Source organism: Rhizobium cauense (assembly GCF_019511525.1).
GTDB lineage: Bacteria > Pseudomonadota > Alphaproteobacteria > Rhizobiales > Rhizobiaceae > Rhizobium > Rhizobium cauense.
Genome location: NZ_JAEUAT010000008.1, coordinates 108,814 through 122,095, shown reverse-complemented (window position 1 = coordinate 122,095; position 13,282 = coordinate 108,814). Strand labels below are relative to the sequence as shown.

Annotated in this window: 12 protein-coding genes; 4 read left to right on the top strand and 8 right to left on the bottom strand. The window is 59.4% G+C overall.

Translation table 11 applies throughout. The features are described 5' to 3' along the window. The first annotated feature begins 189 nt into the window (after positions 1–189). Together JNB88_RS16720 and JNB88_RS16715 are read left to right on the top strand one after the other, a co-directional pair. Positions 190–996: a DUF2076 domain-containing protein gene (locus JNB88_RS16720; protein ID WP_220356424.1), complete on the top strand. Its 807-nt coding sequence runs from the start codon at positions 190–192 to the stop codon at positions 994–996. A 128-nt stretch (positions 997–1,124) separates the two neighbouring features. Beyond that, on the top strand, positions 1,125–1,964 hold the full coding sequence (locus tag JNB88_RS16715; protein ID WP_338111002.1) for a glycosyltransferase family 25 protein: 840 nt from the start codon (positions 1,125–1,127) through the stop codon (positions 1,962–1,964). A 55-nt stretch (positions 1,965–2,019) separates the two neighbouring features. Here JNB88_RS16715 and queF read toward each other — a convergent pair whose 3' ends face one another. The 6 genes from queF to JNB88_RS16685 form a co-directional block, all read right to left on the bottom strand. After that, positions 2,020–2,484, bottom strand: coding sequence for a preQ(1) synthase (gene queF / locus JNB88_RS16710; RefSeq protein ID WP_220356422.1), 465 nt, complete (start codon positions 2,482–2,484; stop codon positions 2,020–2,022). After that, complete coding sequence (emfA, locus tag JNB88_RS16705; RefSeq protein ID WP_220356421.1) at positions 2,485–3,399, bottom strand: CDF family cation efflux transporter EmfA; 915 nt, start codon at positions 3,397–3,399, stop codon at positions 2,485–2,487. Between the two features lie 204 nt (positions 3,400–3,603). Further along, a complete protein-coding gene (locus JNB88_RS16700; protein ID WP_220356420.1) occupies positions 3,604–4,314 on the bottom strand; it encodes a DUF2161 domain-containing phosphodiesterase in 711 nt (236 codons plus the stop codon). A gap of 10 nt (positions 4,315–4,324) precedes the next feature. Beyond that, positions 4,325–4,564, bottom strand: coding sequence for a hypothetical protein (locus JNB88_RS16695; protein ID WP_220356572.1), 240 nt, complete (start codon positions 4,562–4,564; stop codon positions 4,325–4,327). A gap of 198 nt (positions 4,565–4,762) precedes the next feature. Then, complete coding sequence (locus JNB88_RS16690) at positions 4,763–6,952, bottom strand: anthranilate synthase (protein WP_220356419.1); 2,190 nt, start codon at positions 6,950–6,952, stop codon at positions 4,763–4,765. A 259-nt stretch (positions 6,953–7,211) separates the two neighbouring features. Beyond that, a complete protein-coding gene (locus JNB88_RS16685) occupies positions 7,212–9,347 on the bottom strand; it encodes a TonB-dependent receptor domain-containing protein (protein ID WP_220356418.1) in 2,136 nt (711 codons plus the stop codon). A 261-nt stretch (positions 9,348–9,608) separates the two neighbouring features. Here JNB88_RS16685 and JNB88_RS16680 point away from each other — a divergent pair, with 261 nt between their 5' ends. Further along, complete coding sequence (locus tag JNB88_RS16680; RefSeq protein ID WP_220356417.1) at positions 9,609–10,460, top strand: extensin-like domain-containing protein; 852 nt, start codon at positions 9,609–9,611, stop codon at positions 10,458–10,460. Between the two features lie 26 nt (positions 10,461–10,486). Here JNB88_RS16680 and JNB88_RS16675 read toward each other — a convergent pair whose 3' ends face one another. Together JNB88_RS16675 and JNB88_RS16670 are read right to left on the bottom strand one after the other, a co-directional pair. Next, complete coding sequence (locus tag JNB88_RS16675) at positions 10,487–10,747, bottom strand: hypothetical protein (RefSeq protein ID WP_220356416.1); 261 nt, start codon at positions 10,745–10,747, stop codon at positions 10,487–10,489. A 54-nt stretch (positions 10,748–10,801) separates the two neighbouring features. After that, positions 10,802–12,481, bottom strand: a complete 1,680-nt coding sequence (locus JNB88_RS16670; RefSeq protein WP_220356415.1) for a formate--tetrahydrofolate ligase — start codon at positions 12,479–12,481, stop codon at positions 10,802–10,804. Between the two features lie 155 nt (positions 12,482–12,636). Here JNB88_RS16670 and JNB88_RS16665 point away from each other — a divergent pair, with 155 nt between their 5' ends. Further along, the gene (locus JNB88_RS16665; protein ID WP_220356414.1) at positions 12,637–13,149 is read left to right on the top strand and encodes a TIGR00645 family protein; all 513 of its coding nucleotides are present in this window, start codon (positions 12,637–12,639) and stop codon (positions 13,147–13,149) included. The last annotated feature ends 133 nt before the right edge of the window (positions 13,150–13,282 follow it).

Below are 13,282 nucleotides of genomic sequence, written 5' to 3'. Positions count from 1 at the left end.
GTTCCTCGCACATAGTGCGACTCCATGCGTAAAACAATGCGGGAAAAAGACAAGCCACGGAACGGATGAAGATATGGTTAGGCCGCCCATCTGGCTTACCGAAATGTAACTTGGTATGGCTTTGAAAAGTCGAAATCCATTCCTACGTCATCCTTAAGCGAAAGATCGCGAGCAACAAGGAGACCGGCCATGTCACCCGAAGAACGCCAACTGTTGACGGCCCTTTTCGAGCGCGTTCGCACCGCCTCGGCAACCCCGCGTGACCGCGACGCCGAAGCGCTGATCGATCAGGGAACACGCGAGCAGCCCTATGCCACCTACTATCTGGCACAGGCCGTGATAGTGCAGGAAAAGGGCTTGGAAGCGGCGGCCAATCACATCAAGCAGCTGGAAGAGCGCATTCGCCTCCTCGAGGCTGACCACAGCGAATACCACAAGGCCGAGCAGGGCGGCGGCTTCCTGAGCTCGATCTTCGGCAGCAGTTCCACCCCGCCGCAGCAACCGGCAGCACCTCCACCCGCCTCCGGTCCGTGGGGAAGCGCGCCACGCCAGCAAATCCAGCAGGATCGCGGTTTCGACACCGCCCCCCGCGCCATGCCTCAGCAACCTACCGGACCCTGGAACCCGCAGGCGGCGGCGCCCTCTGCCGGCGGCAGCTTCCTCCAGGGTGCGCTTGGCACGGCGGCAGGGGTCGCAGGCGGTATGTTGCTCGCCAATACATTGAGCGGGATCTTCGGGAGCCACACGTCGTCGCTCGGTTGGGGTTCTCCACTTGCCGGCAATAATCCCTTCGGCAATGCCCCCACGGAAGAGACCGTCATCAACAACTATTTCAGCAACGACGGCGACAAGCAGCAGGCAGCCGACAACGCCACGAATAACGATGGCGACAACAACGACGCCGCCGGTCTGCAGCAGGCCGACTACGACACCAGTGATGACGATTCCGCTGACGACGATCAGTCCGACTTCGGCAGTGACGATAATTTCGCCTGATCCGTTTGGCTATCTCTACAGGAGGTCCGCTGCTGCGTCATAAACAGTGATGCCCGCGCCATTCCTGTGGACCTGCATGTGGTGTCGGTGACTAACCTTGACGATAGAGGCGAACGTCTCGATAAGATTTGGAACGCTATGGCTATCACCTACCAGGCAAGACCTTTTTGAATATCCTTATCATCAGTCGCAAGTCCGAGAACGAAAGAAGGCGTTTTCAGTCTCAGCAGATGGCGAGGCTCGGATTGACATATCGCTTCCTCGATGCGTTCGAAGCGAGCCACCTGTCCCCGGAAGACTGTCAGAAGGCTGCGAACAATTGGCCGAGTCCGACGCTTCGCCAGGACATAGCTTGCTTCACATCGCATAGGATGGCCTGGAAAGTCGTCGCCGAGCGAAACGAACAGACAATCATCCTGGAAGACGATGCCGTCCTCTCGACCGATATTGTCGAGGTGATAAAAACCATCCGCGCACGCGACGACGCCTGGAATTGCGTCTACGATCTGGAATTTGTGCCCCTGCCCCATATCATGGCGAAGTCGCCGCTGTGGATGAATGATGACAGCGGCCACAAGGCAACCCGCGTCTTTCAAAATCGGCTCGGCCTGGCGGGCTACGTCATCGGACCGCAAGCCGCCGCCAGGATGCTTGAGGATACGAAGGACTATGCACTGGTCGATGCACACTTTTGGCATAGATCGTGGATGGCAGCCTTTCAGATTGAGCCAGCTCCGGTCGTCCAGCTGCGCTTTCTCGGCGACAGCGCCGACAGCGCACCGTTCGTCCGGGCATCCGAAGACGACACGTTCAGGCCAAAGAGTAAGCTACGCAAACATTTCATGCGCTTGCGTCTCGAGTTCATCAAGGCCCGCAATCTCGTGAAAGCACATCTTCGAAGCGAAAGGCGACAGATCGATATGGATACCGCCAAGTTCTCCTTCGCGTCCGATTACGACCACCTTTGAGGTCGCGATTGGACGCGACCGTCAGGCGTTTTGCTGTGCCCCAATCTTGTGCGACTTAGCCACGTCCACGATAGGTGGCGACACCCTGGTCGGGAAGCCAGACACCCTCGGGCGGTTTGCCGGTCTGCCAGAATACATCGATCGGAATGCCGCCACGCGGATACCAGTAGGCGCCGATCCTCAGCCACTTCGGATCGAGCAGCTCGACCAACCGCTTGGCGATGTATACAGAGCAATCCTCGTGGAAGGCCCCGTGGTTGCGGAAGGAATGCAGGAAGAGCTTCAGCGATTTTGATTCAACCAGCCATTCGTTCGGGATGTAGTCGATCACGATATGGGCGAAATCGGGTTGGCCCGTCATCGGGCAGAGTGAGGTGAACTCCGGCGCTGTGAAACGGACAACATAATCGGTCCCGGCGTGACTAGCTGGTACCTTCTCCAGCACGGCGGTCTCGGGTGACTTCGGAGATTCCGTCTGGCTGCCCAGCATGGACAGGTTTGAAACGTCTGTGGTGGGCATTCAAGCCTCCTTGATAACTTTGACGCGAATACCGTGGGCCTTTTCGCCCTCGGGCTCGACGTGAATGGCGATGCTGGAGCCCGGATGCGCCGCACGGATGGCATCTTCAAGGCGATCGCAGATATCGTGCGCCTGCCTTACAGACAGGGCGGCCGGCACGACAAGATGAAAATCGATGAAGGTGACGGCGCCTGCGCGGCGTGTCTTCAGATCATGCACGCCGATTGACCCTGCGGCATGGGTGGTAATTGCCTGCTTGATCGCCTCCTCCTCTTCGAGCGTGACTGCCTGATCCATCAGGCCGCCGATCGAAGACGAGATCACCTTCCAGCCTTGATAGAGAATGTTGACAGCGACCAGGATGGCAAGCACGGGGTCGAAGATCGCGTAACCGGTAGCGAGTGCCAGCAGCAGGCCGATAAGGACGCCCACAGAGGTGACGACATCGGACATGATGTGTTGGCCATCCGCCGTCAGCGCCGCCGATCGGTATTTTCGCCCCGTCCTGATCAGCAGCTGCGCCCAGACCGCATTGATGACACCGGCGACAAAATTGATAGCAAGACCCAGTGCGGGCGCATCCAGCATCCGCGGGTCGGCAAGGTGCCCGATCGCTTCGTTCACGATCAACAGCGCTGCCACGACGATCAGCACGCCCTCGGTCACCGCCGACAGGTACTCCGCCTTGTGGTGACCAAACGGGTGGTCATGGTCTGCCGGCTTCTGCGCATAGCGGATGACGAAGAAAGCGATGAAGGCCGCAACGACATTGACGGTCGATTCCAGCCCGTCCGACAGCAGCGCCACCGAACCTGTCACCCACCATGCGACCATCTTCAGGCCCATGACGCCCAGCGACATGGGAATACCCCAGAGCGCCAGTCGCCGAACCGTGAGATTGCCCTTTTCGTCCATCTTCATCCCCTGCGCAGACATCAGTGCGGATGCGAATGAATTGCAGAACCTAGCCTATTCAAACGCAAAACCGCCCGCGCGAAAATCGCACAGGCGGCCAATGAGGCTCATATGTGTGAGAATGCATATTTTGTCAAACCCAAGGCTGCAAGATTCCATGTGCCCGACCTTCATGCCAAATGCCGGCAAAGAAGAGACCGATTGCTAGACACTTTCCGCCGCGTCCGAGGACACTGATAGCATCGCAACTTCGGCTCCAGCGCCGATCGATTGCGGCCAGCGAAGGAGCGCGGCTTCGCCAGCCGGCGTCAGTGCATAGACACCCTTTTCCCGACGCTCGAACCAGCCGTAAACATTGCCAAGCAAGATCTTGCCAGCATCCGGCGCCAGCGCTTTCATGTCGCGAGGCCGCACGAACCCCTGCTGGAGTGCAGCGGCACAGAGCAGCGCGCGCTGGCGGTAGGCGGTCATCACAGGCGAGCGCGTGCTGCCGCCGATCGCGGGATCGCCGCGGCGGCGCTGATGCTCCCTGACGAGGCGCGACCGGCGTTTCGGATTTGTGCGCGGCATCGGCGAAACGGAGCTGACGATGACGCTGACTTCACCGGTATCGGAGACGCCGAGCATACCGATCCCCAACCGGCGGCAGAGATCGCGATAGCGCTTGTCGGCCTCGCGCCCCCTGCCCTTGGCGGAAACACGGGCAGCAATCCACACCTCGTCGCTCATCGCGGCCCGATCGACCGCCTGCAGGATGAGTTCAAGGTTGAAGCTGAGCTTGAGTTCGCACGCCACGACAACAGGCGCCTCCCCCTCGCCGAGGCCCACCAGATCGCAGCCGCCGATCTCGCCTTTGACGTCGTAGCCCGCCGCCTCCAGAAAGGCTTTGACCGGCAGATAGAGCGAGGTTTCCATCTGGACTTGGCTATGCCGCGTTGATGTCGGCGATCTCGCCGTGTCGGGCAAGGAGCCGCGGAGACGACATATCGCCGGTCTCCTCGTCAACCATCACGGCATAAGCCGCGACACCGACGAAACGCGCAGCCATGGAGGTCGCGATTTTCTCCGCGCTAACGGCATTCGATGCCTGCCGCATCTCGCCCGGCACAAGATTGCCCCGGTTCTTGCGGTACGGGAGCACGATAAACTTCTCTGCATTGGCCACGGCGTCATTCCTCATTCATCGTTCCCGAAATGTTCTGATTTCACGGAGGAAGTCAACCGCTTCTGGAAGCCCTTGGGCAGATCCACTGTCTACGCCAGCAAGCCAGACAGAAAAAATGTGCTCCCCTTTCGGAGGGAAGCACATTGCGTTTCCGGCTTGGCACGTGCTCGACCCGAGAACAGGGAACACCTGTCGCCTTCAGGCCGCCTTGGTCTTTGCCTTGCGCGAGAGGTGCGCGACGACATTCTCGATCATCCGCATGCCGGCGTCGCCGCCGAGCGTCATGATCGATTCCGGGTGGAACTGCACCGCGGCGATCGGCTCCTTCTCGTGCTCGATACCCATGATCGTGCCGTCTTCGCTTTCTGCCGTGATAATGAAGTCGCGCGGCAGCGTTGACGGATCGGCAAAGATCGAGTGATAGCGACCGACCGTCACTTCCTTGCCGAGACCGGAGAAGACAATGCCCGGTTCCAGCACGCGGATGCGCGAGGGCTTGCCGTGCATCGGCAGTGCCAGATGCCTGAGCTCGCCGCCATAGGCTTCCGCCAGCGCCTGCAGCCCCAGGCAGACGCCGAAGATCGGCAGATTGCGTGCCCGCGCCTTCTTGATCGTCGCCTTGCAATCAAAGTCCTTCGGATTGCCCGGCCCCGGCGACAAGACGACGAGATCCGGGTCCAGCCGGTCGAAGATCTCCTCCGGCACTGGCGTGCGCACGGTCGAAACCGTCGCGCCCGTCTGGCGGAAATAATTGGCGAGCGTATGGACGAAGCTGTCTTCGTGGTCGACCAGCAGTATCTTGACGCCCTTGCCGACGGCGGCGACGTCGCGGCTGACCTTGCCGGTATTGCCGGCCTTGGCATCGCGGATGGCGGAAAGCATGGCGGAGGCCTTCAGTTCGGTTTCGGCTTCTTCTTCGTGCGGATCGGAATCGTTGAGCAAGGTCGCCCCTGCCCGCACTTCGGCGATGCCGTCCTTGATGCGCACGGTGCGCAGCGTCAGGCCGGTGTTCATGTCGCCATTGAAGCCGACCATGCCGATTGCGCCACCATACCAGGCGCGCGGGCTCTTCTCATGGCTTTCGATGAAGCGCATGGCCCAAAGCTTCGGCGCGCCCGTCACCGTGACGGCCCAGGCATGACTGAGGAAGCCGTCGAAGGCATCCATGTCGTCGCGCAGGCGACCCTCGATATGATCGACCGTGTGGATCAGCCGCGAATACATCTCGATCTGGCGGCGGCCGATGACCTTCACCGAGCCCGGCTCGCAGACGCGCGATTTGTCGTTGCGATCGACGTCCGAGCACATGGTCAGCTCGGATTCATCCTTCTTGGAGTTCAGGAGCTTCAGGATCTGCTCGCTGTCCGCGATCGGATCGTCGCCGCGCTTGATCGTGCCCGAGATCGGGCAGGTCTCGATGCGGCGACCGGACACGCGCACGAACATCTCAGGTGAAGCACCGACCAGATATTCCTGGTTGCCGAGATTGATGAAGAACGAATAGGGCGACGGATTGATCGCCTTCAGCCGCTTGGAAATGTCTGATGGCTTGCTGTCGCAGCGTTCCATGAACTTCTGGCCGGGCACCACTTCGAAGAGGTCGCCCTTGCGGAAGCTTTCCTTCGCCTTGACGACGAGGTCGGCATATTCGCCGGGACGATGATCGCTCTTTGGCGGAATGGCATCAGTGCGCTGGAAGGGCTCCGCCGGGATGTCTCCGGCCTTGCCCTCGGTCGAAAGCCCGCCCTTTTCGAAGTCATAGCGGTCGATCCAGGCCTTGGCTGAATAGTTGTCGACGACGAGGATTTCGTCCGGCAAATAGAGCACCATGTCGCGCTGATCGGCGGGGCGCACGAGCTTCAGGTTGATCGCATCGAACTGGAAGGCAAGGTCGTAGCCAAAAGCGCCGTAAAGGCCGAGGCTGGCATCCGCCTGCGAATAGAAGAGTTCGGTGACCGCGCGCAACACCGTGAAGACCGTTGGGATCTTCGAGCGTTCCTCTTCGGTAAAGGCGCGCTCCGGCGCTTTCACCGTCAGATCCAGACGCCTCGCCGTCGAAGCGCCAAGCTCAAGATCAGAGATCGTCTTCAGCCGTTCGGTGACGAAGCCGAGGATGACCTCGCCACGCTCGTTATAGGCTTCTATCCAGACCTGGCGACCGTTGCAGGAAATGCCGAGCGGCGGGTCGACGACAGCGGTATCCCAACGGGTATAGCGGCCCGGATACTCGTAGTTCGACGAAAACACCGCGCCGCGGCGTTCATCGAGCTTATCGATATAGGACGAGACGGCATCGGCGTAAGGAATCGCCCGACGCTGCCGGGTGACTGTGATGCCGCCCTTCGTCTCGTAGATTTCCGCTCCGTCATCCCTGATGATCGTTACCACTGTTCCACTCCGTTATCGGGCCCGGACGACAGGCAGCCTTAAAAACAAAAAAGCCGCCTGGCGTTTTCCGGGCGGCTCATCGTCGTCTTTGGACACGATTGGTCGAGGCCGCCTCAGCGAGCCCACCACCAAACTGCAATGTTCAAAGACGTGTTCATGGGCGAAATTGTTAGCGTGAGATCGGACCAAGCGCAAGAGCCGAATCCGGGGAATGAAAAAGGGCGGCACAATGGCCGCCCTTTGAATGCTTGGGACTGGCTCAGAACGTGGCCTTCGCTGTCACCATGAACGTACGGCCACGACCCGTGTCGATCGTCGTCGTTTGGATGGTGCTCGAAGCCGGCGTGTAGGTCTTGTCGAAGACGTTGGTCACACTACCCGTCAGCTCCAGGCCGTTTTCCCACTTGTAGTTGGCAAAGAGATCGACGACGCCATAGCCAGCCATGAAGCGCGGACGGGTGGTGGCGTTGACTGCGCCAATGTCGGCCTGCCCAGCAGCGAACAGGCGCGTACCGACTGTTAGCCTCTGATCCTCGAGGAAGCGGCCGCCGAGGGTCGCGCTGAAGATGTTTTCCGGCAGGTAGCTCTGCACACCAAAGCCATTGATCTGCGAAGGCAGGTCCGTGTTGGTGTGCGTGTAGGCCAACTCCCCGAAGACGAAGCCCGCGTCGTAGGCCGCCTGGATTTCTATGCCATCCACTTTCGACGTGCCGGGATTGTTGACGAAGAAGGTCTGTGTCGTTGGCCGCGGAATTCCGGGTACTACGTTAATGGCCCCCGTAATGTAGTTTTCGATCCTTTGATTGAAGTAGTTGGCCTTGAGGCGGAAGCTGTCGCCCGCATCGAGGATGCCATCGAATTTGACGTTGGCGCCGATTTCCCAGCCCTTGGAAGTTTCCGGCTCTAGGAAGGGATTCGGGAAAAAGCTCTGTCCGGTAGCACCCGGATGCGAACCGCCAGCAAAAGTCTCGTTGATGGTCGGCGCACGCTGGGTCTCGGCATAAGTCACGTAGGGCTGGAACCATTCAGTCGGATTCAGCGCAAAGGTGACACTTGGATTCAAGCGTCCATCGGACTTGTCGACGGTGTATGGACCTGCCGGCATGCCGAGCGGGTTGCCTGCAAGGACTCGACCCGAACCATCGATGTCGAAATGATCGTAACGCAGGCCAACCGTCAGGTCCGCCATGCCGTAGGTGAATTTCGTGATATCGAAGACACCGAGGGTGCCGCTCTTACCGTCGCCGTTGACGCCGCCCAATGGGGACGTCCGGCTGTTGATCACATCATAATCGTCGTGGAAGTACTCGACACCGTAGTTGGTAACGACAGCAACGTCGCCGATGTTGAACTTGGAGGTGTTGGAGACGTCGAAACCGATTCCGGTGTCCTTGATGTTGCGGCCGGCAGCCAGCCCCCCGCCCGTGGCCATTGTGTCGTACTGCATCTCAAGGCGGTTATAGTAGAAGTTCGTCTTGAAATCGATCAGGTCGTTGTCGCCGGGTGTATAGGCATAGCTGGCGGTGAACGTCTTGTTCTTCACGTTCTGGAAGTATGAATTGGCAAGGAAGTCGTTGTCGTAGCTGATGCCACCGAGCTTGATCGTGTTCTCGGCGTTCGGCGTGATTTCCGCCTTCAGCATGCCCGAAAGCAGGTCCTGCTCGGTGTAAGGCACCGTAACGCCGTCACCGTTTTCGTAGTTGCCCGGGTCGCTCTTGCTGATACCGCCGAGGACGGCAAAGACGTCGTTGAACCTGTAGGCACCGATAGCCGACTCGGACCAGCCGAGTTCGTTGGTTCCAACAGTCGCAGAGACGATGCCGCCGTAGTTCTTGTCGCCCTGGATAAGATCATCGATTTCGTAGGTCCGGAAATTGACCGTACCGGCCAGCGCACCGCCGCCGATACCGGTTACCGCACCCCGGGTCACGTCGATGCCTGCCAGGAAAGCCGGATCAATGTAAGTAAAGCCCTGTGCCTCGTGGCCAGTGAAGCGGAAATTCTGGCGGACGCCGTCAATCGACATGTTGACGCGACCGGAGCCTTCGAAGCCACGAATGTTGACTGCCACGCCGGGGTTCTGAGGGTTGTTGGCCGTCGACGTTCCCGGAACGCTGCGCAGCAGATCGTCCGTACCCTGTCCCGCCTGGAGATTGATCTGGTCTGCCGTGACCGTGCTCGAAGGACCTGGAATGTTGTAGGGATCGCTGGCGGCCTGCCTGCTACCCTTTACGATGATGGGCGAGAGGAAGGTATCAGCTTCGCCCTTTGCCTTCTGCTCTTCGGCGGTCTGCGCGGTTGAAGGTGCGCTTTGTGCGAAGGCGATGGCGGAAGGCATAACAATGGCAAGTGCCGTGCAGGCGAGTAGAACCGAGCGCGAGTGCCGGACGATCATGAAATCAACCCCTTGAGAGAAATGTCACCGGGCTGGCTGGTCGTGACGCGCTTGCGTTTTCGATGGGCTGGCTAGGCTTTCCGGCGAAGATTTCCGCCTTCTTTTTGCCGATAAAAAACATGACTATAATTGTCAATATATTCAGCTATCGCTATCCTGATTTAATAAGTCATATTTTCACCATAGTAATCAACGTTGCGAAATTGCAACGAAAAACGCATCCGCACGTTCTCTTCGGGCGAACATACAACGGGTGGATGCATGAAGAAAACAATCGCGATTCTGGCGGCAATTGGCTGCGTTGGCGTTCTGACCGGAGCAAGTCTGCCGAAGACGGGGCCGCAGCCGCATATCCGGCCGGTCGAATCCAGCCCGACACCCCAGGCGCCAGCGACACCACCAAAGCCCGAACCGAAGCCGGACCAGACCGATAATGAAACACCGGTGACAAAGCGATCTGCGAGTGACACGCCTCCCCAGCCGGAAAAGCAGGGGCCTAAGCTCCCGTCTCAGCAGACGCTCGAAGAGCAGCACCTGACGGTCGCGGCCGAGAGCGACACGGAACATTCCGAATGCACAAAAGAGCTGCTGAGCCTTGGCGTCGTCTTCAAGGACATATCGCGTATCGACGATGGCAATGGCTGCGGCATCGACAAGCCGATCAAGGTCTCTGAAGTGTTGCCGGGCATCAAGATAAAGCCGGATGCGGTTTTCCGATGCCCTGTCGCGCTTGCCCTCGCCCGCTGGATGAAGGAAAGCGTGATACCAGCCGCCCGCGTTGCCGCACCGGATCAGGGAAACATCGTCGGCATCAACCAGGCGTCATCCTATATCTGCCGCCTGCGGAATGGCGCAGCGACCGGCAAGGTATCAGAACATGCTCGCGGCAACGCGATCGATATCGCGAGCTTCAGCTTTGAGAAGGGGAAGGACATCACCGTCCAGCCACGCCGCGAAGATTCGACGCTGATAGGCGCCTTCCAGCGCACGGTCAGTGCCGCAGGCTGCCTCTATTTCACCACGGTGCTGGATCCGGAAAGCGACGCGGCCCACGAAACGCATTTCCATCTCGATGTGTTGGAGCGGAACGGTGGGTATCGCTACTGCCGCTAGCAAGCCGCCGAGGTCCGACCCGCGACCTAATCGCTCTTGCGTCGGGTGCACACATAGGGCGTCTTGATGCAGGCGATCTTGGGCGTAGAGCAAGCTGCTTTGCCATCAACCACGGCACAGATTGAGCATTGGTCACTGAATTCCATGCAGTCCGGAGCATTCTTCATGAAATCGGCCATGCTTTGCTCGGCTGCAACCTGCTCGCCAGCCGCAACGCTGTTCACGGTCAGCAACAGCACCGCTGCCACTGCCGGAACATAGCGTCGAGTGAAGCTGCCGAGCGACATTGCTGCTCCCAATCCAAGCCACAGACCGCATAGCTCCCATCATAGCCGAGAGGTTCAGAACAATCCCTCGATATAGCCCTGATCATTGAGATAGATCCGCTCCGCCGAAGGCGATCGCGGCAAACCTGGCATGGTCATGATCTCGCCGGTGATGGCGACGACGAAGCCCGCGCCTGCCGATAGACGCACCTCGCGGACCGGAACGATATGCCCTTCCGGCGCGCCCCTGAGGTTAGGATCGGTCGAAAAGGAGTACTGCGTCTTGGCCATGCAGACCGGCAGGTGCCCGTAGCCCTGTTCCTCCCAAGCGAGCAACTGGTCCCGCACCGCCTTGTCAGCCGTCACCTCACCCGCGTGGTAGATCTTCGAAGCCACGATCTCGATCTTCTCGAACAGGGAAACATCGTCTGGGTAGAGCGGCTCGAACTTCGATTGCCCCGATTCTGCAAGCTCGACCACCTTGTAGGCAAGTTCCTCGATGCCGGCAGACCCTTCGGCCCAGTGGCGGCAGAGAATCGCCTCTGCCCCGAGCCGCGAGACATATTCCTTCACCGCCGCGATTTCCGCGTCCGTATCCGAGATAAAGTGGTTGATGGCAACGACGACGGGAACGCCGAACTTGCGAACGTTGGCGATGTGACGCCCGAGGTTGGAGCAACCCTTCTTCAGCGCGGCAACATTCTCCGTTCCCAAGTCGTCCTTCTTCACGCCGCCATTCATCTTCAACGCACGCACCGTCGCGACAATGACGGCAGCATCGGGCTTCAGGCCCGCCTTGCGGCATTTGATGTCAAAGAACTTCTCGGCTCCGAGATCCGCGCCGAAGCCCGCTTCCGTCACGACATAGTCGCCGAGCTTCAAAGCCGTCTTTGTGGCGATCACCGAATTGCAGCCGTGAGCGATGTTGGCGAATGGACCGCCATGCACGAAGGCCGGATTGTTTTCCAGCGTCTGGACGAGGTTCGGCTGCATGGCGTCCTTCAGGAGGACCGCCATTGCCCCATCGGCCTTCAGGTCGCGCGCATAGACCGCCGTCTTGTCACGCCGGTAGCCGACGATAATGTTGCCGAGACGCTCCTCCAGATCCTTGAGGTCCTTGGCAAGGCAGAGAATGGCCATCACCTCGGAAGCGACGGTGATGTCGAAGCCGTTTTGCCGGGGGAACCCGTTGGCCACGCCCCCCAGCGACGAAACCATCTCGCGCAGCGCGCGGTCGTTCATGTCCATGACACGTCGCCACGTGACGCGACGTAGATCGATATCCTGCTCGTTGCCCCAATAGATGTGATTGTCGATCATCGCGGCGAGCAAATTGTGGGCGGAGGTGATCGCGTGAAAGTCGCCGGTGAAATGCAGGTTGATGTCTTCCATCGGAATGACCTGCGCATAACCGCCACCTGCAGCACCGCCCTTCACCCCGAAGCAAGGGCCGAGCGAGGCCTCCCGGATGCAGACGATCGCCTTTTTTCCGATCCGGTTCAAACCGTCACCGAGGCCGACGGTGGTCGTCGTCTTGCCCTCGCCCGCGGGCGTCGGATTGATCGCAGTGACGAGGATAAGCTTGCCATCGGGCTTGTTTGCTTGCGCTTCTATGAATTCAGCGCTGAGCTTGGCCTTGTCATGCCCATAAGGCGCAAGCTGCCCGGCGGGAATGCCGAGCTTTGCACCGATCTCGAAAATCGGCTTCTTGTCTGCCGTGCGCGCGATCTCGATGTCGGATTTCTGTCCTGCCATCCCCGTTCCCCTACTATTGCCGCGCCCGAGCGAGCGACGCTTGTTGCAACGGGATAGCGAAATATGCCGGGACTGTGAATAGTGCAGCGGTTGCCGAAGCCTCACGGTAGCCGCTATCTGTCAACCATCGATTCTGCACGTTGCGAGGATAAGTCATGAAATCACTCGAGCTCGTCGTCGAGCGCATCATCCTTTCCAGCCGCTGGCTGCTCGTCGTCTTCTATATCGGCCTGGCTCTTTCGCTCGCCGTCTACGCTGTCTCCTTCGGATACAAGTTCCTGAAGGTCGCGGGCGGCGTGTTCGTTCTCGACGAGGGCGAAATGATCCTGGCCATGCTTGGCCTCATCGATGCAGCCCTTGTCGCCAGCCTGATCGTGATGGTGATGATCTCCGGCTATGAGAACTTCGTCAGCCGCTTCGACGAGAGCGAGGACGATGTCTCCTTTATCGGCAAGCTCGATGCCGGCAGCCTCAAGATCAAGGTCGCCTCCTCCATCGTGGCAATTTCGTCGATCCATTTGCTGCAGGTCTTCCTCAATGCCGAACAGTACACCGATAGCAAGATCATGTGGCTGACAGCGATTCATCTGGCCTTTGTGGTCTCCGCCGTCATGCTCGGCTTCCTCGAGCAGCTGATGAAGAAGGGCAAAGCAACGGACAAGATCTGACGATCAAGTGATTCGGAGGCTGCCCTCCGGCGCTCCCCACGAAAAATCCCCAGGTCATGTCACGCTCGCGACATAGTTCCAGTCGCGTGGGGAAGCCTTTTGTTTTCTGGTTGCGGCCCGAACAGGCCAAGAT